Source organism: Massilia timonae CCUG 45783, from assembly GCF_000315425.1.
GTDB lineage: Bacteria > Pseudomonadota > Gammaproteobacteria > Burkholderiales > Burkholderiaceae_D > Telluria > Telluria timonae.
In genome coordinates, this window is sequence record NZ_JH992924.1 from 128,955 (window position 1) to 150,304 (window position 21,350).

Genomic DNA, 21,350 nt, shown 5'->3' on the forward strand with positions numbered 1-21,350 from the left:
CTATTCGCGCAGCGCCTGCGCCGGCCGCAGGCGCATCGCCGCCAGCGCGTGGCGCAGGGTGGCCGCCAGCGTCACCGCGCAGGCCAGCAGCAGTCCCAGCGCCAGCGTCCAGCCGCCGATCGGCGCCCGGGTGGCGAAACCTGTCAGGTAGTGCTCGATCGCGATCCAGGCCAGCGGCAGGCCGAGGGCGGCCCCGCCCGCCACGAGCAGGCCGATGTCGCGCGCCACCAGCCGGCCAATCGCGCCGCGGCTGGCGCCATACAGCTTGCGCAGCACGATCTCCTTTTCCCGCCGTTGCACGGTGTAGGCGGCCAGCACATAGATGCCGAAGGCCGCGATGGCGCTGGCGATGGCGCTCGACGCGGCCAGCAATTGCGACAGGCGCAGGTCGTCGGCGTAGAACAGGTCCGTGGCCACCTTCTGCATGCGCATGACGCCCAGGGTCTCGTTCGGGAAGTGGCGCGGCCACAGCGCCTCGATGGCGCGCGCGGTCGCATCGGGGTTGGCGCGGGTGCGCACCGTGAACATGCCGACCCGGTCGTTCAGGACGTAGGCGGCCGGCGCTTGCTCGTCGCGCGCCGAGCGGTGGCGGATGTCGGGGGCGACGCCGACGATGCGCACCGCGTCCCGGCCTGCTCCGGGCCTGAGAAGCGTCTTGCCGATCGCGTCGTGCGGGCTGGCGAAGCCCAGCCGGCGCGCGGCGCTGGCATTGATCACGACCCGGTCGGGCTGCTTCGGCTGGTCGAGCGCCGCATCGAACAGGCGTCCCGCCAGCGGCTTGACGCCGAACACGTCGAAGAATTCCGGGCTGACCGCATAGTTTTGCAGGTCGATCACCGCGCCGCCCTCGCGCCGCAGGCTGGTGATGTTGTGCCCGACGCTGAACGGCATATGCGACAGGGCCACGCCGGCCACGTCGGGCAGGCGCGCGATTTCGTCGCGCAGGGCCCGGATGCGCGCGTCGCGCGCGTCGTTAATGGCCGGGAACATCAGTAGCGGCGCCATGTCGAAACCGGGATCGAGCGCGCTGGCATGCCGCGTCTGCCAGCTCACCGCCAGCGTCGTGGCCGTCAAACCCATGGCGGTCGCCAGCTGCACGACGGTCAGCACGCGCCGCAGCCACAGGCCGCGCGCGGTCTCGCTGGCGCCGCGTCCGGCCAGCGCGGCGCCGGGGCGCACGCGCAGCGCCGACCAGGTCGGGTACGCGCCCGCGGCCAGGCCGAGCAGCAGCCCGAGCGCCAGCGTGGCGGCCAGCGCGACAGGGCTGAACATGGCATCGAACTCGCGCTGCACCAGGTCGGAAAACGCCGGCAGCAGCAGCCAGGCCAGCAACAGCCCGAGCAGGGTGGCGAGCAGGCAGATCAACACCGACTCGGCCAGGAACTGGCGCGCCACCGCCGGCGCCGATGCGCCCAGCACCTTGCGCATCGCGATCTCGCGCTGGCGCGCGAGCGTGCGCACGGTGGCCAGGTTGACGTAATTGGTCGCCGCCAGCAGCAGGATCAGGCCGGCCACCACGGCCAGGCCCAGCATGCCCTGGCGGTTGCCGTGCTCGATCATCGCGCCATCCACGTCGGGCGCCAGGTAGGCATCCGCGAGCGGGTCGAGCCGGTAGTCGATCAGGTCGCGCCCGCCCAGGGCCGCCACCTGTTCGGCGAAATTGCGCCGCACCAGGGACGACTCGCGCAGCTGGCGCCGGATGTTGTCGAGCACGCGCTCCGGATCGGCGCCGTCCAGCAGTTTCACATAGACGGCGCCGCCGCTGAAGCCCCATGAAGTCTCCAGTTCGCGGCGCACTTCGGCGGGAAGGAAGGGCCCGTCGAAGCCGGCCAGCGCCTCGTACGGCGTCGTCGTGGCCGCGGGCTGGTCTTCCAGCACCGCCGCCACGGTATAGGTGGCGCCGTCTCCCTGCAGCGTGGCGCCGATCGCGTCGATGCGGCCGAACAGCTTGAGCGCCGTGGCGCGGCTCAGCGCCAGCGCCCCGGGCCTGGCGAGCGCGGCCTGCAGGTCGCCGGCTAGCACCCTTGGCGAGAAGATCTGCTGGAAGGCCGGATCGACCAGGGTCAGCCTGAAAGCCTTGACCTGGTTGCCGACCCGCGCATCCAGGGGGCGCGACACGAAGGCCGTGGCGAGCACCGGCTGGCCGCTGGCCAGCGCGGCGTCGCGCGCGGGCAGGCTCGCCATGGGATCCCATTTGGTCCCGAGCAGCTCCAGGTTCCAGCGTTGCAGCAGCCGGAATACCTGTTCATGCTGCGGCACGTGGCGGTCGTACGAGAACGCGTGGCGCACCAGGCCAAGCAGCAGGAAGCAGGCGGCGATGCCGGTCGCCAGCCCGAGGATCACGACCGCCGAATACGAGCGGTCCTTGGCCAGCAGTCGCCAGCCGATACGAAAGTCGCGCAGCAGCATATCGGTCTCCTCACGCCGCCTGCAGCGCGTCGACCACGATGCGCCCGTCGAGCAGGCGCACCGTGCGCGAGGCCTGGGCCGCATGCGCGGGCGAGTGGGTGACCATCACCACCGTCGTGCCCTCGGCATTGATGGTGCGCAGCAGGCGCATCACCTCGTCGCCGTGGGCGGTGTCGAGATTGCCGGTCGGTTCGTCGGCCAGCAGCACGGCCGGCCCGGCCACCAGCGCGCGCGCGATCGCCACCCGCTGCTGCTGGCCGCCCGAGAGCTGCGACGGCCGGTGCTTGCTGCGGTGGGCCACGCCCAGGCGTTCCAGCATGGCCTGCACGCGGCGCCGGCGCTCGGCGCCCGGCACGCCGGTGTATTCGAGCGCCAGTTCGACGTTCTCGAACACGCTCAATTCCTCGATCAGGTTGAAGCTCTGGAAGATGAAGCCGACCATGCCGCGCCGCAGCCCGTTCAGGCGCGCCTCGCTCCAGCCGCTGACGTCATGGCCGTCGAACAGGAAGGCGCCCGAGGTCGGCACGTCGAGCAGGCCGAGCACCCCGAGCAGGGTCGACTTGCCGCAGCCGGAAGGGCCGGTGATGGCGACGTATTCGCCGGCGCCGATCTCGAGGTCGATGCGGTCGAGGGCCGTGGTCCGGACTTCGCCGGCCACGTGGATCTTGCTGACGCCTGAAAGTTTGAGCATAAGGAGTTTCCTGTTGAGATATCGATGATAAACCTGGTTCAATCGGTGAGCCGCAGCAGCCTGGCCTCGCCGAAGCCCGCATAACCGGACACGATGATCCGGTCGCCCGCGGCCAGGCCATGCAGCACCTCGACCTGGGTGTTGTTGCGCCGTCCCAGCTTCACCGCGCGCCGCTCGGCGTGGCTGGCGCCGGCGGCCAGCGCGAAGACCCAGGCGCCGCCGCCGTCGTTGGCGAAGGCGCCGTTCGGCAGCAGCAGGGCCCGGGCCGACTGGCCGAGCGTGAGTTGCACGTCCATGCCTTGCCCGGGGCTGATCACCTCCGGCTGGCGCCCGGTAAACACCAGTTCGACGCTGAAGCGGCCTTCCTTGATCTGGGGGTAGACGGTGCTGACCCGCAGCGCATGGGTCTTGCCGTCCTGGATGACGCGCCCTTCGCGGCCGGGCGTGACCCGGTTCAGGTAGAACTCGTCGACCTGGGCGCTGAGCCTGAAGCGGTCCGGATCGTCGATGCGGCCGATGGCCTGGTCCTGGCGCACGGCCTGGCCGACCAGCAGCCGGAAGTCGGTCAGCACGCCGTCGCTCGGCGCGCGCACCGCCAGCGCATCGACCGTGGCCGCCACCAGGTCGAGGCCCGAGGCCAGGCCGCGGATCGCCTGGTCCATCTGCGCCAGCGCGCGCCCGCGCACGTCCTGTTCGCGCGCCATGCCGCGTCCTTCCTCGTCCAGCGCGCGGCGCGCCCGCGCCAGCCTGTCGCCCGATTCCTCCAGCGCCACCGCCGAGATGAAGCCGGCGCGCGCCAGCCGCAGGTTGCGGGCATGCTGCTTGTCGGCCTGGTCGAGCGCGAAGGCGAGGTCGTTCAGGCGCCGCTGGTGGTCGGTGCGCACCGCTTCCTGCGCCACCTGCAGGTTGGCCAGGTTCGAGATCTGCTGCGCGTGTTCCGCCTGGCGCGCCAGCAGTTCCAGGTTGCGCTGCGGGTTCGACAGGCGAAACAGCAGCTCGCCTTTCTTCACCATCTGCCCGTCGCGGGCGAACACTTCCTCGACGCGGCCCGATTCGACCGCGTCGAGCATGACCGAATTGAGCGGCTCGGCCAGCGCACGCACGACGATCTCGTCGCGGAAGGTGCCGGCTTCGACCGTGGCGATGCGCAGGTCGCGCGTCTCGACCGCGAGGCCGCGCGGCAGCCACTGCCACAGCAGCAGGGCGCCGGCGGCGAGAACGGCGAACGACAGCGCGAGGCGCATGGCGCGGCGGCCGCGCCGTGGCGGCAACTGCATGTCCATGGCGGCGCCGGTGACGGCGGGTGGGGGTATCTGGTCCATGCCGGCATCGTTTGCAAGCGCCGTGCCAGGCGCTTTTGCGGGCCGCTGGAGATTTTTTCGCGCCCACCTGTCCGGTTCCGGACAGGTGGGGTGTGCGCTTGCGGACAGGTGCGCGGGGACGGCCGCACGGCGCCATTGCGCGCTGCTAGAATGCCTGCTGACCTGTTTTCCCGCACCTCCATGAGCCAATCCGCCGCGCGCATCCTGATCCTCGACGACGACCCCGACGTCGCCTGCGCCGCGCAGATGCTGCTGCGGCGGCGCCACGGCGCGGTGGCGACGCTCGGCGATCCGGCGCGGCTCGCGTCCGTGCTGGAGGCCGGCGTGCCGGACGTGGTCCTGCTCGACCTGAACTTCACGCCGGGCCGCATCGACGGCGCCGAGGGCCTGGCGGTGCTTGACCGCCTGCGCGCCATGGCCGCCGCGCCGGCCGTGATCGTCCTGACCGCCTATGCCGACGTGCCGCTGGCGGTGGAAGCGCTCAAGCGCGGCGCCGGCGACTTCATCACCAAGCCCTGGGACAATGCGCGCCTGCTGGCGGCGGTCGACGCCGCGCTGGCGCGCCGCGGCGCCAGGGGCGCCGGCGTCGACGCCGCCCTGATGGGCGATTCGCCGGCCATGCAGGGCGTCAAGGCGATGATCGCCAGCGTGGCGCCGACCATGGCCAACGTGATGGTGCTGGGCGAGAACGGCGTCGGCAAGGAACTGGTGGCGCGCGCCATCCACGCGGCGTCCAGCCGCGCGCACGGCGCCTTCCTGGCGGTCGACATGGGCGCCTTGCCGGAGGCGACCTTCGAGAGCGAGATGTTCGGCCACCGGCGCGGCGCCTTCACCGACGCCAGGTCCGACCGCGCGGGCCGTTTCCAGGCCGCCCACGGCGGCACGCTGTTTCTCGACGAGGTCGGCAACATGCCGCTGGGCGCCCAGGCCAAGCTGCTGACGGCGCTGGAGCGGCGCCAGGTGACGCCGGTCGGCGCCGACCGCGCCGAGCCGGTCGACGTGCGCATCGTCAGCGCCACCAATCTCGACGAGGCGAGCCTGTTCGATGCGGCGGTGTTCCGCACCGACCTGCTGTTCCGGTTGAACACGATCGTGATCCGCGTGCCGCCGCTGCGCGAACGGCGGGGCGATATCCCGGCGCTGCTGCACCACTACCTGTCGCTGTACGAAAGCCAGTATGGCCGGCCGGTGCGCGAGCTGGCGCCGGGCGCGCTCGAGCGCTTGTGCGCCTGGGACTGGCCGGGCAATGTGCGGGCGCTGCGCCACGCCTGCGAACGCGCGGTCATCCTCGGCAACCGTCCCGACTACCATGTCGACGATTTCGGCCTGGCGTCGCCGCCGCCGCCGGTAGCGGCGTGCGCGCCGGCAGGGGAAGAATTCAAGCTCGGCGCGCTGGAGCGCGAGACCATCGCGGCCGCCATGGAGCAGGCCAGGGGCAACATCAGCCTGGCAGCGCGCCTGCTGGGCCTGAGCCGCGCCGCGCTGTACCGCAAGCTGGGCAAGCATGGGATCTAGGGCCGGCATCTGGATTGCCCTGGCCGGCATGCTGGCGCTGGCGTTCGGCGCGGGCGTGCTGCGCGATTCGCCGCGCCTGCAGGTGACGTGCGCGCTGGCGGCCTTGCCGCTGCTGGCGTTGCTGTGGTGGTGCGTGGAGCATCTGGCCCGGGCGCGCCCGGCGCCGCCCGTCGTGCCGGAGGCCGGCATCGATCAGCGCGCGCTGCTCGACAGCGCGCTGGCCTTCGAGGCGCGGCTCGAGCATGCGCCGATCGCCTTGTTCTCCATCGACGCCGCCGACAGCGTGGCCCCGCTCAACGCCAGCGCGCGCAAGCTGGTCGCGCCGGGTCGCGCGCTCGACGCCGGCGCGCTGTATCGCCAGCTGGCCACGCAGGCGGGACAGCGGCGGCTGGTCGAATTCGAGTCCGAGCGCGGCGTCGAGCGGGCGCTGGCGGCGGTCTCGATGCTGACCCTGCACGGCGCGCCGCAGCGCCTCGCCGCGCTGATGCCGGTCGAGAGCGAGCTGGAGGCCGAAGCCCTCAAGTCGTGGCGCCAGCTGGTGCACGTGCTGACCCACGAGATCATGAATTCGCTGACGCCGATCGCTTCGCTGTCGCGCACCGCGCGCGACCTGCTGGACGACGCATTGGACGGATCCGCGGCCGGCCTGCCGCCGGACGTCGGCGCCGACCTGAAGACGGCGCTGGATGCGATCAACCGCCGCGCCGACAGCCTGGTCGATTTCGTCGCCAGCTACCGCAGCCTGTCGAACCTGCCGGCAGCGCGGCCCGAGCGGGTGGCGCTGGCCGCTTTGTTCGATCGGGTCGATGCGCTGGTGGGACCAGGCTGGCGCGCGCGGCGGGGACGTGACGTTCGCGGTCCAACCGGCCTCGCTGGAGTTGATGGTGGATCCGGGCCAGCTGGAGCAGGCGCTGATCAACCTGCTCAAGAACGCCTTCGAAGCCACCCGGGCCGGCGGGCAGGCCCGGGTCGAGGCGCGCCTGGTGCGCGGCAGCCGCCTGCGCATCGAGGTCGTGGACGATGGCGCGGGCATTCCCGAGGCCTCGGTCCCCCACATCTTCACGCCGTTCTATACGACGAAGAAGCAGGGCGGGGGGATCGGGCTGGCGATGGTGCGCCACCTGGTCCATGCCAACGGCGGCACGGTGCGCTATGCGAAATCGGTGGGCCAGGGCGCCCGCTTCGTGATCGGTTTCTAGCCGGCCGCGAAATACGACAGGAACATCGACACCGCGGCGTCGATGACGCGCTCCTGTTCTTGCGGCGCGAGCGGCGCGGCGCCCATCGCGATCTGCGGCCAGAAGGCGAAAGTCTTGATCTGGCCCTGCAGCAGCGTGGCGGCGAACGACGGGTCGCCCGCCTTGAGCTTGCCGTCGGCCTGGGCCGCGCGGATCCAGGCCGTGACGCCTTCTTCGCGCTCGCCCAGGCGCGCCAGGATGGGCAGCGTGCGCTCGGGCGCGTGGATCGCCTCGCCGATCGCCACCCGCGCCAGCGCGATGAATTCCGGATCGGCCAGGGTGCGCATCTTCAGCGCCATCAATTCGACCAGCTGCGCGCGCAGGCTGCGCTCGGGACGGTAGCCCAGTTCGAGCTCGCCGGCGCTGCTTTCGAACATCTGCATCACCGTTTCGGCGAACAGCTCTTCCTTGCTGGCGAAGTGGTTGTAGACGGTGCGCTTCGAGACTTCCGCAAGCGCCGCGATGGCATCCATGCTCGCGGCTTCGTAACCGTGGACGCGAAACTGCTCGGCAGCGGCAGCCAGGATGGCGCTGCGTTTTCGGTCGGTCAGGCGGGTCGGCGTGTGCATACGCGAATTCTACACTCAGTAGTTTACTTTCTCAAATTTCGATACTACACTGTGTAGTGTACTTTATGACTATCCATCGACACCATGCGCCTACTTCTCGGCACTCTCTTACTTGGAGCACTCGCTATCATGGCTTCCTGCACCTCCATCGCCAGCACCGCCACCGCGCCGGCCTCGCCGCAATTCCACGACGGGAAATACCGTAACCCGGTCGAGATGCACAAGATGAGTTTTGGCGAGATGGCCAAGCTGTGGTGGATCTTCCTGTTCGACAAACCAAAGGGCACGATTCCCGAGCAGGCGGTGCCGGTGCGCAGCCTGAGCCAGGCGGCATTGCTGGCCGCGCCCGACAACACGCTGTACCGCCTCGGCCACTCGACCATGCTGATCAAGCTCGGCGGCGAGTTCTATCTCACCGATCCGGTCTTCTCCGAACGCGCCTCGCCCGTGCAATGGGCCGGCCCGGCGCGCTTCCATGCGCCGCCGATCTCGATCGACGAACTGCCGCCCATCAAGGCCGTGATCCTGTCGCACGACCACTACGACCACCTCGATTACGCCGCCGTGAAGGCGCTGGCCGCGAAGACGGACCTGTTCCTGACGCCGCTGGGCGTGGGCGACCGGCTGGTCGGCTGGGGCGTGGACCAGGCCAAGGTGCGCCAGTTCGACTGGTGGCAGGGAACGGAAGTGGGCGGCGTGCGCGTTACCGCGACGCCGGCCCAGCATTTCTCGGGCCGCACCCTGGCCGATGCGAACACGACCCTGTGGGCCTCGTGGGTGATCCAGCACGACGACCTGCGCCTGTTCTTCAGCGGCGACACCGGCTACTTCAAGGGCTTCAAGGAGATCGGCGCCAGGTTCGGCCCGTTCGACGTGGCGCTGCTGGAAACCGGCGCCTACGACAAGCGCTGGCCCGACGTCCACATGCAGCCCGAGGAAACCATGCAGGCCTTCCTCGACCTGGACGCCGGCTGGCTGTTCCCCGTGCATAACGGCACCTTCGACCTGGGGATGCATCGCTGGCAGGATCCGTTCGACCGCATCGCGCAGCTGGCCGACGACAAGGGCGTCAGGCTGACCACGCCGGAGATGGGCGAGGCAGTCGACCTGCGCCAGCCGCATTCCGGGCGCGCATGGTGGCGCGCCATGAAGTAGGCGCGAAATGGGCGCCGTGCGTCGCCATTGACGTTCTTGTCGTAAAGTCCACATGACGAACTGGACTGTCCGGCACATGCCGGGCCGTGCCCGTTCGTGACGAATCTGGAGAGTGGCTGACATGAACAAACGGAATCGGAACTTGCTGCTTGCCGGCGCGCTCGGTTTGGTCGGGGGTGTCGCAGCAGCTAAATGGATGTCCCAGTCTTCCCGCAGGACAGGCGCGACAAGACACGGTGGCCTGGCCACCGCCGGCGCGATCGACACGGCGGCCCTGGCCGTGGAGGTGCTGGCCCCGACCTTTGCCAAGGGCGTGATCGTGCGCCGCCCCAAGATGGTGGCGCTGGCCGAGCGCCTTGGGCTGGACGCGCGCGCGGTGCGCCGCATGCAGAAGCTGCGCGACAAGTATGGAGACGGGCCGCTGATGCTGCCGCTGCCGATCCGCAAGCAGGCCGTCCTGCTGGCGCCGGAACACGTGCGCCGGGTGCTGGACGAATCGCCGGAACCGTTCAGCGCCGCCAGCAGCGAAAAGCGCGCCGCGCTGTCGCATTTCGAGCCCGAAGGAGCATTGATTTCGTGCGGCCGCGAGCGCGCCGAGCGGCGCCGCTTCAACGAGGAAGTGCTCGAGCACGAACGCGCCGTCCATCACATGGTGGGCCAGTTCCTGCCGGCCGTCGACGATGAGGCCGGGCGCATCCTGGACCGCGCGCGTCGCCAGGGAAAACTCGACTGGGATGGCTTCAACGCCGGCTGGACCCGCCTGGTGCGGCGCATCGTCTTCGGCGACGCCGCAGCCGGCGACCAGGAAATCAGCGACATGATCATCGCGCTGCGCCAGGCGGCCAACTGGGCATTCATGCGTCCCAGGAAGACCGTTACGCGCCAACGCTTCCTCGCGCGCATCCAGGCCTACCTCGAGCGCGCCGAACCCGGCAGCCTGGCAGCGGTCGCGGCGAGCGTTCCCAGGACGCCCGATGCGGCGCCGAACCAGCAGGTGCCGCAATGGCTGTTTGCCTTCGACGCCGCCGGCATGGCCACCTTCCGCGCGCTGGCGCTGCTGGCGGCACATCCTGAGCAGGCGGAGCGCGCGCGCGAAGAACTGCGCAGCCATCCCGGCATGGCGCGGCAATATCTGCCGTTCCTGCGCGCCACCGTGCTGGAATCGCTGCGCCTGTGGCCGACGACGCCGGCGATCCTGCGCCAGACGACGCGCGATACCGACTGGAGCGGAGACACGATGCCGGCAGGGACCGGGGTGCTGGTGTTCACGCCGTTCTTCCATCGGGATGACCGGCGCATGGCATGCGCCAACCGGTTTGCGCCCGAGTTGTGGTTGAAGGACGATAAGGTGAGGGATGCGCAGGATCGCGATTGGCCCTTGATTCCGTTCAGCAGCGGACCGGTGACGTGCCCGGCGCGCAATCTGGTGCTGATGCTGACCAGCGTGATGCTGGGGGCCTTGATCGATGCGGGCGCGGACGGGAAAACCTTGCGGCTGCTGCCGCAAGGTCGACTGGACCCGGCGCAGCTGCCGGGGACGCTGGACAATTACGGCTTGCGCTTCGCGTTACGATAACGCCGCCACGCCGTCCCCCAACAAAAAACGCGGCCGAAGCCGCGTTTGAACCGGGTGCAAGTCCGGTCAAGCCGCCGGCAGCTTCGCCAGCTGCTCCTGCATCTTGGCCAAGGTGGCCGAGAAGTTCGCCACGCGTTCCTTCTCTTGCGCCACCACGGCGGCCGGCGCGCGCGCCACGAAGCTCTCGTTCGACAGCTTGCCCTCGGCCTTGGCGATCTCGCCGGAGACGCGCGCGATCTCCTTCGACAGGCGCTCGCGTTCGGCGGCGACGTCGATCTCGACCTTCAGCATCAGCTTGGTGGTGCCGACGATCGACACCGCGGCCGGCGATTCCGGCAGCGCGTCCACGATCTGCACTTCGGCGAGCTTGCCCAGCAGCTGGATGTACGGCGCGAACACCGCCATCCTGGCGCGGTCTTCCTCGTTGCCCGGCTCGACGATCAGCGGCACGCGCACCGACGGCGACAGCGACATCTCGCCGCGCAGGTTGCGGGTGGCGTCGGTCAGCGCCTTGAACTGCTCCATCCACGCTTCGGCGTCCTCGTCGATCAGCGAGGTGTCGGCCAGCGGATACGGCTGCAGCATGATGGTCTCGCCGGATTTGCCGGCCAGCGGCGCGATGCTCTGCCACAGGGCTTCGGTCACGAACGGGATGATCGGATGCGCCAGGCGCAGGATCACTTCCAGCACGCGCAGCAGGGTGTGGCGGGTGGCGCGCTGCTGCGCTTCGGTGCCCTGCTGGACGCGCACCTTGGCGACTTCCAGGTACCAGTCGCAGTACTCGTCCCACACGAACTTGTAGATGCTGCTGGCGATATTGTCGAAGCGGTAGTCGGCAAAGCCTTTCGCCACGTCGAGCTCGACGCGGGTCATCAGCGAGATGATCCAGCGATCCGCCGGCGACAAATCTTCCGGCGATGGGGCGCCGCAGTCCTTGCCTTCGGTGTTCATCATCACGAAGCGGGTCGCGTTCCACAGCTTGTTGCAGAAGTTGCGATAACCCTCGGCGCGGCCCAGGTCGAAGTTGATGTTGCGGCCCAGCGAAGCGTAGCTCGCCATGGTGAAGCGCACGGCGTCGGTGCCGAAGGCCGGGATCCCTTCCGGGAACTCCTTGCGGGTCGCCTTGGCAATCTTCTCGGCCGCGCGCGGGTCCATCAGGCCGGTGGTGCGCTTGGCGACCAGGCTATCGAGATCTATCCCATCAATCAGGTCGATCGGGTCGAGCGTATTGCCCTTCGACTTCGACATCTTCTGGCCCTGCGAGTCGCGCACGAGGCCGTGCACGTACACGGTCTCGAACGGCACCTTGCCGGTGAAGTGGGCGGTCATCATGACCATGCGCGCCACCCAGAAGAAGATGATGTCGAAGCCGGTGACCAGCACCGACGACGGCAGGAACATCTTCATGTCCGGCGTTTCCTCCGGCCAGCCCATGGTCGAGAAGGGCACCAGCGCCGACGAGAACCAGGTGTCGAGCACGTCGTCGTCACGGCGCAATGCGCCGGTGATGCCTTGCGCGGCGGCCTTGGCCTGGGCTTCTTCTTCATTGCGCGCGACGATGATGGAGCCGTCTTCGGCGAACCAGGCCGGGATGCGGTGGCCCCACCACAGCTGGCGCGAGATGCACCAGTCCTGGATATTGCCCAGCCACTGGTTGTAGGTGGTGCTCCAGTTCTCGGGCACGAACTTGATCTCGCCGCTGGCGACTTTTTCCAGCGCCACTTCGGTGATCGACTTGCCCGGATTGAAGGTGCCTTCCGGCGCCGGCTTGGTCATGGCGACGAACCACTGGTCGGTCAGCATCGGCTCGATCACGACGTTGGTGCGGTCGCCGCGCGGGACCATCAGCTTGTGCGGCTTGATCTGTTCCATCAGGCCGAGCGCTTCCAGGTCGGCGACGATCTGCTTGCGCGCGGCGAAGCGGTCCAGGCCGCGATACTGTTCCGGCGCGTTCTCGTTGATCTTCGCGTCGAGCGTGAAGATGTTGATCGGCGCTAGGTTCGCGCGCTGGCCGACCGCGTAGTCGTTGAAGTCGTGGGCCGGGGTGATCTTGACGCAGCCGGTGCCGAATTCCTTGTCGACGTAGCTGTCGGCGATGATCGGGATCTCGCGGCCGGTGAGCGGCAGCTTGATCAGTTTGCCCACGAGGCTCGTATACCGTTCATCGGTCGGGTCGACCGCGACCGCGACGTCGCCCAGCATCGTCTCGGGACGGGTGGTGGCGACCGTCAGGTGGCCGCTGCCATCGGCCAGCGGGTACTGGATGTACCACATCGAGCCGTCTTCTTCCTGCGAATCGACTTCGAGGTCGGACACAGCCGTGCCCAGCACCGGGTCCCAGTTGACCAGGCGCTTGCCGCGGTAGATCAGGCCCTGCTCGTACAGGCGCACGAAGACCTCGACCACCGACTTCGAGCGCACGTCGTCCATCGTGAAGTATTCGCGCTGCCAGTCGGCCGAGGCGCCCAGGCGGCGCATCTGGCCGGTGATGGTGTTGCCCGACTTTTCCTTCCACTCCCAGACTTTTTCCAGGAACGCGTCGCGGCCGAGGTCGTGGCGCGAGATCTTCTGGGCGTCGAGCTGGCGCTCGACCACGATCTGGGTCGCGATGCCGGCGTGGTCGGTGCCCGGCACCCAGGCGGTGTTATAGCCGCGCATGCGGTAGTAGCGGGTCAGGCCGTCCATGACGGTCTGGTTGAACGCGTGGCCCATGTGCAGGGTGCCGGTCACGTTCGGCGGCGGCAGCTGGATGCTGAAGGACGGCTTGCCCTCGTCCATGGTGGCGGCGAAGTAACCGCGCTTTTCCCACTCGGCGCGCCAGAACTGTTCAATATCGGCTGGCTCGAAAGACTTGGCTAATTCCATGATGTGGTGGTAGGTGAAATTTTTTGCGAAAGAACCATTATAGGTCACCTTGCATCCCCAGCCTATCCCGGCGGCATCGTGCAACGGGGGGCATGCGCGGCCACATCGCTGCTGGTGCTGCTCGATTACGAAGATTGTCTGATGTCCTCCGAGCGGATATCTGATCGCAACGAACTCTGGCGGCCTGGGCGAATCGCACGCGACATTCCCGGCAGCGACTTGGCATGAAGGAAGGATAAGCCTGAAAGCCCAGGGAAAGGCATCAGCGTTTCACCGGAATGCCGTCAATGCACACCACCGGGGAGCGGAACTCTCGTCCTGCCTGCGCTGTCTGAACGACGTACGCTGGTTGGACGGTGCACTATCGAGACAACTCGTCCGCGTCACGAAAACCAAGTGCCGCAGATAGGTAGTTTACTGTCCAGTTCTGCTTCTCGATGATTGCTGGTGACGGTCATGAGCAAACAACGCATCACGTCGGTTGCAAGTCGTGGAATTGCAACGGTTCGCCACCGTGCCTCATGGCGAGAACGGCGCTACCCGTGGCGAGTCTGGCGGCAATGTCAGACACTGCCGCCAGCTCATGTCTGGCGGGAGGCGGGAAAGTAACGCCTGTCAGATACGAGAACGGTTAGCAAGACGGCTCGGGGCAGGAAGAGGACGTTGGGCAAATTTGTTCACATCTTCAATAGCAGAAGAAGGTCATGACATTACGCGTGAGGCTGGGCGAAGGCTTCCAGAACAATACCGTGAGCGTGCGGGTCGACGGCAAGCAGGTGTACCAGCGGTCCGGCGTCAGCACCGACTGGACGATCTCGCGTGCGGACGCGGTCGACGTCCACACCGCGGCCGACAGCGTGCAGCTCGAAGTGTCGGTCGACGGCGGGCCGCCGGTCGCGCAAGCCATTGCGCCGGCGCGCACGCCGTTCGTCGAGGTGCGTTCCGTGAACGGCGAGCTGCAGCTGCATGCGCTGGAACAGGAGCCGCCGATGCTGTGATAAAACCACATGCATTTTCTGCCCATCGAAAAATGATTGGGCTATAATCGGCTGGCTGTCCGGGCGCTCACGCGCCCTGACGGCAAACGCTAGGGGTCCTATGCGTCGCCACAACGGCGCGTGGGTGAGAAATACCCTCCGAACCTGATCTGGATAATGCCAGCGAAGGGAAGCAGCCGAATCGATGCAAGCATGCGCACACCCGCGTCCGCCTTGCCTCACCCGGCACCTCCTTTGCTGGCTCCGCAAGCAAGGGAGCCACATGAACGCACCTCTGAAGTCATCCCGGATATTCGACGCCGCCACCGCCACGGTGGACCACGCCGCAATCAATCCGCTACCCAATTCGCGCAAGGTCTATATCGAAGGCAGCCGGCCCGACATCCGCGTGCCGATGCGCGAAATCAGCCAGTCGCCCACGCCCGACAGCTTCGGCGGCGAGCCGAATCCGCCCCTGTTCGTCTATGACACCTCCGGCCCGTACACCGAGCCGGGCGCGGCGATCGACATCCGCAGCGGCCTGGCGCCCATGCGCCAGGCATGGATCGCCGAACGGGGCGACACCGAGCAGCTGGACGGCCCCACCTCGCACTACGGCCAGGCGCGGCTGAACGATCCGCAGCTTGCCGCGCTGCGCTTCAACCTGCAGCGCGCGCCGCGCCGCGCGAAGAGCGGTTCCAACGTCAGCCAGATGCACTACGCGCGCCAGGGAATCATCACCCCGGAGATGGAATTCATCGCCCTGCGCGAAAACATGCAGCGCAAGGAATACATCGCCTCGCTGGAATCCTCGGGGCCGATGGGCCAGCGGGTGGCGGCGCTGCTTGGCCGCCAGCATCCGGGCCAGTCCTTCGGCGCCAGCATCCCGCATGAGATCACGCCGGAATTCGTGCGCTCGGAAGTGGCGCGCGGCCGCGCCGTCATCCCCGCCAACATCAACCACCCGGAACTGGAGCCGATGATCATCGGCCGCAACTTCCTGGTGAAGGTCAACGCCAATATCGGCAACTCGGCCGTCACCTCGTCGATCGGCGAGGAAGTGGAAAAGATGACCTGGGCCATCCGCTGGGGCGCCGACACGGTGATGGACCTGTCGACCGGCAAGCACATCCACGAGACGCGCGAATGGATCCTGCGTAACAGCCCGGTGCCGATCGGCACGGTGCCGATCTACCAGGCGCTGGAAAAGGTCAATGGCAAGGCCGAGGAGCTGAGCTGGGAAATCTTCCGCGACACCCTGATCGAACAGGCCGAGCAGGGCGTCGATTACTTCACCATCCACGCCGGCGTGCTGCTGCGCTACGTGCCAATGACGGCCAACCGCCTGACGGGGATCGTCTCGCGCGGCGGCTCGATCATGGCCAAGTGGTGCCTGGCCCACCACCGCGAATCCTTCCTGTACACGCACTTCGAGGACATCTGCGACATCATGAAGGCGTATGACGTCTCGTTCAGCCTGGGCGACGGCCTGCGTCCCGGCTCGATCTACGACGCCAACGACGAAGCCCAGCTGGCCGAACTCAAGACGCTGGGCGAGCTGACCCAGATCGCCTGGAAGCACGACGTGCAGACCATCATCGAGGGCCCCGGCCACGTGCCGCTGCACCTGATCAAGGAAAACATGGACCTGCAACTGGAGCAGTGCCACGAGGCGCCGTTCTACACGCTGGGACCGCTCACCACCGACATCGCGCCGGGCTACGACCACATCACCTCGGGCATCGGCGCCGCCAATATCGGCTGGTATGGCACCGCCATGCTGTGCTACGTGACGCCCAAGGAGCACCTGGGCCTGCCCGACAAGAACGACGTCAAGGACGGCATCATCACTTATAAAATCGCTGCGCACGCGGCCGACCTGGCGAAAGGCCATCCGGGCGCCCAGCTGCGCGACAACGCCCTGTCGAAAGCGCGCTTCGAGTTTCGCTGGGAAGACCAGTTCAACCTGGGGCTCGACCCGGACAAGGCGCGCGAATTCCACGACGAGACCTTGCCGAAGGATTCGGCCAAGGTGGCCCACTTCTGTTCGATGTGCGGCCCGCATTTCTGCTCGATGAAGATCACCCAGGAAGTGCGCGAATATGCCGCCGCCAAGGGCGTGCAAGGGGAGACCGCGCTGGCCCAGGGCATGCAGGAAAAGGCGATCGAGTTCGTGAAGAACGGCGCCCAGCTGTACCGGGAGGTGTGAATGACGCCGATCGAAGTCAACGGCGCGCCGTGCCAGGTGCCGCCGGGGCAAACCTTGTTCGGCCTGCTGGAACAGCTGGGCTTGAGCGGACAGGGGATGGCGCTGGCGGTCAACCGCGAAGTGGTGCCGCGCCAGCAGTGGTTGCACCGGCGCCTGCATGAGCAGGACCGGGTCGATATCGTGCGCGCCATCGGTGGCGGCTGACAGGAGACGAGACATGAATGCAATGAACGACATCAAACAGGACGTGCTGACGATTGCCGGCCGCGCCTACCAATCGCGCCTGCTGGTCGGCAGCGGCAAGTACCGCGACCTGGAGCAGACCCGCGAAGCCACGCTGGCCGCTGGCGCCGAGATCATCACGGTGGCGATCCGCCGCGTGAACATCGGCCAGGACCCGAACGCGCCGAGCCTGCTGGACGTGCTGCCGCCAAACGAGTTCACCATCCTGCCGAATACGGCCGGCTGCTACACCGCCAGGGACGCGATCTATACCTTGCAGATGGCGCGCGAGTTGCTGGGCGGGCACAAGCTGGTCAAGCTCGAGGTGCTGGGCGACCAGAAGACGCTGTTCCCGCATATGCCCGAGACCCTGGTCGCGGCCGAGGCCCTGGTGAAGGATGGATTCGACGTCATGGTCTACTGCAGCGACGACCCGATCCAGGCGCGCATCCTGCAGGAGATCGGCTGCGTGGCGGTGATGCCGCTGGCCTCCCTGATCGGCTCGGGCATGGGCATCCTCAACCCCTGGAACCTGTCCCTGATCATCGAGCAGGCCACGGTGCCGGTGCTGGTCGACGCCGGCGTCGGCACGGCGTCGGACGCCGCGATCGCGATGGAACTGGGTTGCGACGGCGTGTTGATGAACACCGCGATCGCCGCCGCGGGCGACCCGGTGCGCATGGCGCGCGCCATGAAGCATGCGGTGATGGCGGGGCGCGATGCCTATCTTGCCGGCCGCATGCCGAAGCGTTTCGCCGCCTCGCCCTCGTCGCCCGTCGAAGGAAAGATCACCGGATGACGGCCTGCGTGCTGGTGTTCGCCGGGCTCGATCCCGGCGGCGGCGCCGGCCTGGCCGCCGACATCCTGGCGATTTCGGCGCAGGGTGCGCACCCGCTGCCCGTGGCCACCGCCATCACGGCGCAGGACAATAACCGGGTCCATGCGGCGAGCCCGGTGGATGCCGAATGGATCGCGCGCCAGGCGGCGCCGCTTCTGGCCGCCTTCGAGATCGGGGCGGTCAAGCTCGGCATCCCCGGCAACGCCGCCAATGCGGCGGCGATCGCGGACGTCATCCGGACTTTGCGCGCGCGCCGGCCCACCTTGCCGGTGGTGCTCGATCCGGTGCTGGCCAGCGGCCATGGCGATGCGCTGGGGCAGGGCGACGCTATCAAAGCGCTGCGCGAACTGCTGGCGCTGGCGACGATCGTGCTGCCCAACCTGCCCGAACACGAAGCACTGGGCGAGATCCACGGCGCACAGGTGCTGGTGACCGGCGGCCACGCGGCGGGCGACACCGTCGTCAACCGCTGGCTGGTCGACGGCGTCGAGCGACGCGCCTGGCACTGGCCGCGCCTGCCGCACGGCTACCACGGCAGCGGCTGCACGCTGGCCGCGGCGCTGGCGGCGCGGCTGGCGCTGGGCGAGCGCATGGAGGCGGCGCTCGACACGGCCCAGACCTATACCCACCATGCGCTGGCGCAGTCGTATGCGCTGGCGCCAGGGCAGCGCATCCCGCGCCGCCTGTTGCAATCGACAAGCTGAAAGGAGTCCGCCATGCGCGGCTTGTACCTCGTTACCCCGAACTGGGACGATACGGAAAAACTGATCGCCGCGACCGACGCCGCCCTTGGCGCCGGCGCCGCGCTGGTTCAGTACCGCCACAAGGAAGCCGGTCCCGACCTGCGCAAGGAGCAGGCAGCGGCGCTGCTCGCGCTGTGCCGCCGTCACGGCCGGCCGCTCGTCATCAACGACCACCTCGACCTGTGCCAGGCGATCGACGCCGACGGCGTGCACCTGGGCCATACCGATGACGGCGTTCAGGAGGCGCGCGCGCTGCTGGGGAAGGACAAGATCGTCGGCGCCTCGTGCTACGGCGAGCTGGCCCTGGGGCGCGCGGCAGTCGAAGCCGGCGCCAGCTACGTCGCCTTCGGCGGCTTCTATCCGTCGCCGGTCAAGAAGTACACTTTTGTCACGCCACCCGAGCTGCTGGACCAGGCGCGCGCCGAGTTCAGCCTGCCGATCGTCGTCATCGGCGGCATGACACCGAGCAATGCGGCGCCGCTGGTGACGCGCGGGATCGACCTGGTGGCGGCGATCACGAGCGTCTATGGATCGCGCGACCCCGGCGCGGCTGCGCGCGCATTCGGCGCGCTGTTTCCGCCCGCCTGAACCTACAATGGGCGCATCGCGATCACCGTCGTCCATCCATGCGCCCATTGCTCCTGTTCGTCCACACCCGCCGCCACCCGTCCGCCATCCTGTTGCTGGTCCAGCTGATCGGCATGCTGGCCTATCCCTTCATCGAGGGCACGCCGGCCGGTCAGGTGGCCTTCAATGCCTTCGGCATCGTGGTGCTGGCCTTCACCATCCGCATGGTGCGGCGCACGCCGGGCGAGGTGCGGGTCAGCTGGGCGCTGGCGGTGCCGATCATCGCGCTGCTGCTGGCGCAGATCCTGTTCGGGCTGCGCGAACTGCTGGCCTGGTCGTCCGGTCTTGAGGCGCTGTTCTATTTCTATGCGGCGGGCAGCCTGATCGCCTACATGATGGACGACGAGCTGGCCACCACCGACGAGCTGTTCGCGGCCGGCGCCACCTTCACCCTGCTCGCATGGGGCTTCACCCACATGTACATCCTGGTGCAGGAACTCCATCCCGGCAGCTTCGCGGCTGCCGTCAACCCGGGGGCGCCGCGCACCTGGACCGAACTGAACTACCTGAGCTTCGCGCTGCTGTCGAGCACCGGCATCGGCGACGTGATCCCGCTGACCGTGCATGCGCGGGCGCTGGCCAGCGTCGAGATGCTGGTCGGGCTGATGTACCTGGCGGTGGTGGTGGCGCGGTTGATTGCGTTTACCACGCGTAACCGGATTGCGGTGGGGAGGGCGCGCAAGCGCCGCATGGAGGATTGGGAAAGGGATTAGGCCCGTCTCACTCCTTGACCGGCACCACGAAGGCGCGCAGTTCGGCCATCTTCCCATCCCGGAAGCGCCAGACGTCGCTATAGGCATTTTGCACCGTGTTGCCTTGCTCGTCCTTCGATTCGATGTCGCCCAAAGCGACCACGAGGTCGCCTTCCGCGACCAGTTCGCGCACGGTGAACTTGGGCGGCTCGGCATAGCCATCCACCATCCAGGCGCGCACTGCTTCCTTGCCGCGCAGGGTTTCGCCGCCGACCGTCGACCAGACGAGGTCGTCGGTGCAGAACGCCAGGAATCCTTCGTTGTCGCCGCGGGTCACCGCCGCATTCGCCTGTTGCAGGATGCTCTTGTTCAGTTCGGACATGAAGTCTCTCCCTGGTTAGAAGCTTCAATGTACCAATTGTCGTTCGTTAGGGGCGCTCGGCAATGAGCCGGATGCGGCCTGCTAAAATCGGTTTCCTGGAATAAACGAGAGTTCGTCATGACCCGCTCTGCATTCTCCATCAGGCCATTCGTGGCCGACGAATGGCAGGCCTACCGCGCGATCCGCCTGCGCGCGCTCGCCGACGCGCCGGACGCCTTCGGCAGCACCCTGGCCGCCGAGGAAGCGCTGGCGCCCGAGACCTGGGCCGCGCGCCTGGCGCGCTCGACCACGTCCGGCATCGACCGCGCGCTGGCCGCCGAGATGGATGGCGCCCTGGTCGGCCTGGCCTGGGCCAAGGAGGACGGCGACGACGCAACCATCGTCAACCTGTTCCAGATGTGGGTTGCTCCCGAGGCGCGCGGACGGGGCGTGGCCGGCGCCTTGCTGGATGACGCGGTGCGCTGGGCCACGGAGCGCGGCGCGCAGGCGATGCAACTGGGCGTCACCTGCACCAATGCCGACGCCCTGCGCCTCTACGAGCGCGCCGGTTTCGTCGAGGCCGGCGTGCGCGAGCCCTTGCGGCCGGGCTCGGACCTGATGGAGCAGCGCATGCGGCTCACGCTTCCCGGCCCAGCGCGCGCAGGCAGGCCATGACGCGCTTGCCCGGATAGCTCTCCGACGCAGGGCAAAGGTAGGGCCGGTAGCTGACGGTGCGGCGCTCGATCGTGTCCAGATAGCGCGGATTTTCGCGCACGAAGGCGGCGAGGGCGGCCCGCATGTCGGGCGCGAGGTCCGGCAGCGCCGCCTCGATCCGCTGCACGATCTCGTCTACGTATTCGCCCACCAGATGCACGATGAAGGGCGCCATCCAGCCTTGCGGCGCCGCCAGCAGCCGCGTCAGGCATGCTTCGCGCACATGGCCGTCGTGGTGGCGAGTGCCGAGGCACCATGCTATGCCGCGTCCGGTGGCGTCGCGGCCGGCATCGTCCCACAGCAGGCCGCGGTCAACGTAGAGTCGCAAAGGAATCGTCAGTGTGTCGCCGCCGAGCATGACGTGATAGGTATAGTGGCGTATTTCGGGGCGCCAGCCCGCGCTGTCGGTCAGCGCGGCGACCGCTGGCCGCAAGGCGGCGGGGAAGGCGAGTGACAGGTCGAGCGCAAGAAGTGCCGGTCGCGGGATCGCGGGCGTGGCGTCGAGATGCGCGGCGCGCACCTTCGCGGAATCGGGCATGGTGTTCTCCATTTGGCCCTGCAAAGGTGCAGGGAACGATGGTATCCCAAGAAATTCATCGGCGCCAGCCATTCCATGAATCTGACATT

General features: G+C 68.0%; 20 protein-coding genes and 1 riboswitch. Of the genes, 12 read left to right on the forward strand and 8 right to left on the reverse strand.

Features of this window, described 5'->3' with window-relative positions:
- The 3 genes from HMPREF9710_RS15705 to HMPREF9710_RS15715 are packed head-to-tail and all read right to left on the reverse strand — an operon-like array spanning position 1 to position 4,422.
- The gene (locus tag HMPREF9710_RS15705) at positions 1 to 2,409 is read right to left on the reverse strand and encodes an ABC transporter permease (RefSeq protein WP_005667947.1); all 2,409 of its coding nucleotides are present in this window, start codon (positions 2,407 to 2,409) and stop codon (positions 1 to 3) included.
- Between the two features lie 10 nt (positions 2,410 to 2,419).
- Entirely contained in the window at positions 2,420 to 3,100 is a 681-nt protein-coding gene (locus HMPREF9710_RS15710) for an ABC transporter ATP-binding protein (RefSeq protein ID WP_005667949.1), read from the reverse strand.
- A 38-nt stretch (positions 3,101 to 3,138) separates the two neighbouring features.
- Complete coding sequence (locus tag HMPREF9710_RS15715) at positions 3,139 to 4,422, reverse strand: efflux RND transporter periplasmic adaptor subunit (RefSeq protein ID WP_005667950.1); 1,284 nt, start codon at positions 4,420 to 4,422, stop codon at positions 3,139 to 3,141.
- A 180-nt stretch (positions 4,423 to 4,602) separates the two neighbouring features.
- On the opposite strand from HMPREF9710_RS15715, the gene HMPREF9710_RS15720 reads away from it, so the two are divergent.
- Complete coding sequence (locus HMPREF9710_RS15720; RefSeq protein WP_005667951.1) at positions 4,603 to 5,937, forward strand: sigma-54-dependent transcriptional regulator; 1,335 nt, start codon at positions 4,603 to 4,605, stop codon at positions 5,935 to 5,937.
- 192 nt (positions 5,938 to 6,129) lie between these two features.
- Here the strand turns inward: HMPREF9710_RS15720 and HMPREF9710_RS28600 are convergent, their stop codons facing one another.
- Positions 6,130 to 6,633: a hypothetical protein gene (locus tag HMPREF9710_RS28600; protein WP_229409834.1), complete on the reverse strand. Its 504-nt coding sequence runs from the start codon at positions 6,631 to 6,633 to the stop codon at positions 6,130 to 6,132.
- A gap of 110 nt (positions 6,634 to 6,743) precedes the next feature.
- Between HMPREF9710_RS28600 and HMPREF9710_RS28605 the strand changes: the two genes are divergently transcribed.
- Complete coding sequence (locus HMPREF9710_RS28605) at positions 6,744 to 7,136, forward strand: sensor histidine kinase (protein ID WP_005667952.1); 393 nt, start codon at positions 6,744 to 6,746, stop codon at positions 7,134 to 7,136.
- Here HMPREF9710_RS28605 and HMPREF9710_RS15730 read toward each other — a convergent pair.
- Entirely contained in the window at positions 7,133 to 7,744 is a 612-nt protein-coding gene (locus HMPREF9710_RS15730) for a TetR/AcrR family transcriptional regulator (protein WP_005667954.1), read from the reverse strand. The two genes, HMPREF9710_RS28605 and HMPREF9710_RS15730, sit on opposite strands and share 4 nt — an antisense overlap.
- 129 nt (positions 7,745 to 7,873) lie before the next feature.
- Between HMPREF9710_RS15730 and HMPREF9710_RS15735 the strand changes: the two genes are divergently transcribed.
- Positions 7,874 to 8,899 (forward strand): MBL fold metallo-hydrolase, encoded by a 1,026-nt coding sequence (locus tag HMPREF9710_RS15735; RefSeq protein WP_005667955.1) that lies wholly within the window; start codon positions 7,874 to 7,876, stop codon positions 8,897 to 8,899.
- A 196-nt stretch (positions 8,900 to 9,095) separates the two neighbouring features.
- Positions 9,096 to 10,475, forward strand: coding sequence for a cytochrome P450 (locus tag HMPREF9710_RS15740; protein ID WP_157225626.1), 1,380 nt, complete (start codon positions 9,096 to 9,098; stop codon positions 10,473 to 10,475).
- A 66-nt stretch (positions 10,476 to 10,541) separates the two neighbouring features.
- Here the strand turns inward: HMPREF9710_RS15740 and HMPREF9710_RS15745 are convergent, their stop codons facing one another.
- The gene (locus HMPREF9710_RS15745) at positions 10,542 to 13,340 is read right to left on the reverse strand and encodes a valine--tRNA ligase (protein WP_005667959.1); all 2,799 of its coding nucleotides are present in this window, start codon (positions 13,338 to 13,340) and stop codon (positions 10,542 to 10,544) included.
- A 704-nt stretch (positions 13,341 to 14,044) separates the two neighbouring features.
- Here HMPREF9710_RS15745 and HMPREF9710_RS15750 point away from each other — a divergent pair.
- From HMPREF9710_RS15750 to HMPREF9710_RS15780, 7 genes are all read left to right on the forward strand, one after another.
- Complete coding sequence (locus HMPREF9710_RS15750) at positions 14,045 to 14,338, forward strand: hypothetical protein (RefSeq protein WP_005667960.1); 294 nt, start codon at positions 14,045 to 14,047, stop codon at positions 14,336 to 14,338.
- Between the two features lie 81 nt (positions 14,339 to 14,419).
- Positions 14,420 to 14,526, forward strand: a riboswitch (TPP riboswitch).
- Positions 14,527 to 14,600: 74 nt separating this feature from the next.
- Positions 14,601 to 16,526, forward strand: a complete 1,926-nt coding sequence (gene thiC / locus HMPREF9710_RS15755; protein ID WP_005667961.1) for a phosphomethylpyrimidine synthase ThiC — start codon at positions 14,601 to 14,603, stop codon at positions 16,524 to 16,526.
- Positions 16,527 to 16,730, forward strand: a complete 204-nt coding sequence (thiS, locus tag HMPREF9710_RS15760; protein WP_005667962.1) for a sulfur carrier protein ThiS — start codon at positions 16,527 to 16,529, stop codon at positions 16,728 to 16,730.
- A 13-nt stretch (positions 16,731 to 16,743) separates the two neighbouring features.
- Positions 16,744 to 17,547, forward strand: a complete 804-nt coding sequence (locus HMPREF9710_RS15765) for a thiazole synthase (RefSeq protein WP_005667963.1) — start codon at positions 16,744 to 16,746, stop codon at positions 17,545 to 17,547.
- Positions 17,544 to 18,290, forward strand: a complete 747-nt coding sequence (thiD, locus tag HMPREF9710_RS15770) for a bifunctional hydroxymethylpyrimidine kinase/phosphomethylpyrimidine kinase (RefSeq protein ID WP_005667964.1) — start codon at positions 17,544 to 17,546, stop codon at positions 18,288 to 18,290. Before HMPREF9710_RS15765 ends, thiD begins: the two co-directional genes overlap by 4 nt.
- A 12-nt stretch (positions 18,291 to 18,302) precedes the next feature.
- Entirely contained in the window at positions 18,303 to 18,917 is a 615-nt protein-coding gene (gene thiE, locus HMPREF9710_RS15775; protein WP_005667965.1) for a thiamine phosphate synthase, read from the forward strand.
- A 38-nt stretch (positions 18,918 to 18,955) separates the two neighbouring features.
- The gene (locus HMPREF9710_RS15780; protein ID WP_005667967.1) at positions 18,956 to 19,669 is read left to right on the forward strand and encodes an ion channel; all 714 of its coding nucleotides are present in this window, start codon (positions 18,956 to 18,958) and stop codon (positions 19,667 to 19,669) included.
- A 7-nt stretch (positions 19,670 to 19,676) separates the two neighbouring features.
- On the opposite strand, the gene HMPREF9710_RS15785 is transcribed toward HMPREF9710_RS15780, so the two are convergent.
- Positions 19,677 to 20,030 carry a nuclear transport factor 2 family protein gene (locus HMPREF9710_RS15785; RefSeq protein WP_005667968.1) on the reverse strand — a complete coding sequence of 118 codons (354 nt, stop codon included), beginning with the start codon at positions 20,028 to 20,030 and terminating at the stop codon, positions 19,677 to 19,679.
- Positions 20,031 to 20,147: 117 nt separating this feature from the next.
- Between HMPREF9710_RS15785 and HMPREF9710_RS15790 the strand changes: the two genes are divergently transcribed.
- Positions 20,148 to 20,684: a GNAT family N-acetyltransferase gene (locus HMPREF9710_RS15790; RefSeq protein WP_005667969.1), complete on the forward strand. Its 537-nt coding sequence runs from the start codon at positions 20,148 to 20,150 to the stop codon at positions 20,682 to 20,684.
- Here the strand turns inward: HMPREF9710_RS15790 and HMPREF9710_RS26655 are convergent.
- On the reverse strand, positions 20,647 to 21,261 hold the full coding sequence (locus HMPREF9710_RS26655) for a hypothetical protein (protein ID WP_005667970.1): 615 nt from the start codon (positions 21,259 to 21,261) through the stop codon (positions 20,647 to 20,649). The two genes, HMPREF9710_RS15790 and HMPREF9710_RS26655, sit on opposite strands and share 38 nt — an antisense overlap.
- Between the last annotated feature and the right edge of the window lie 89 nt (positions 21,262 to 21,350).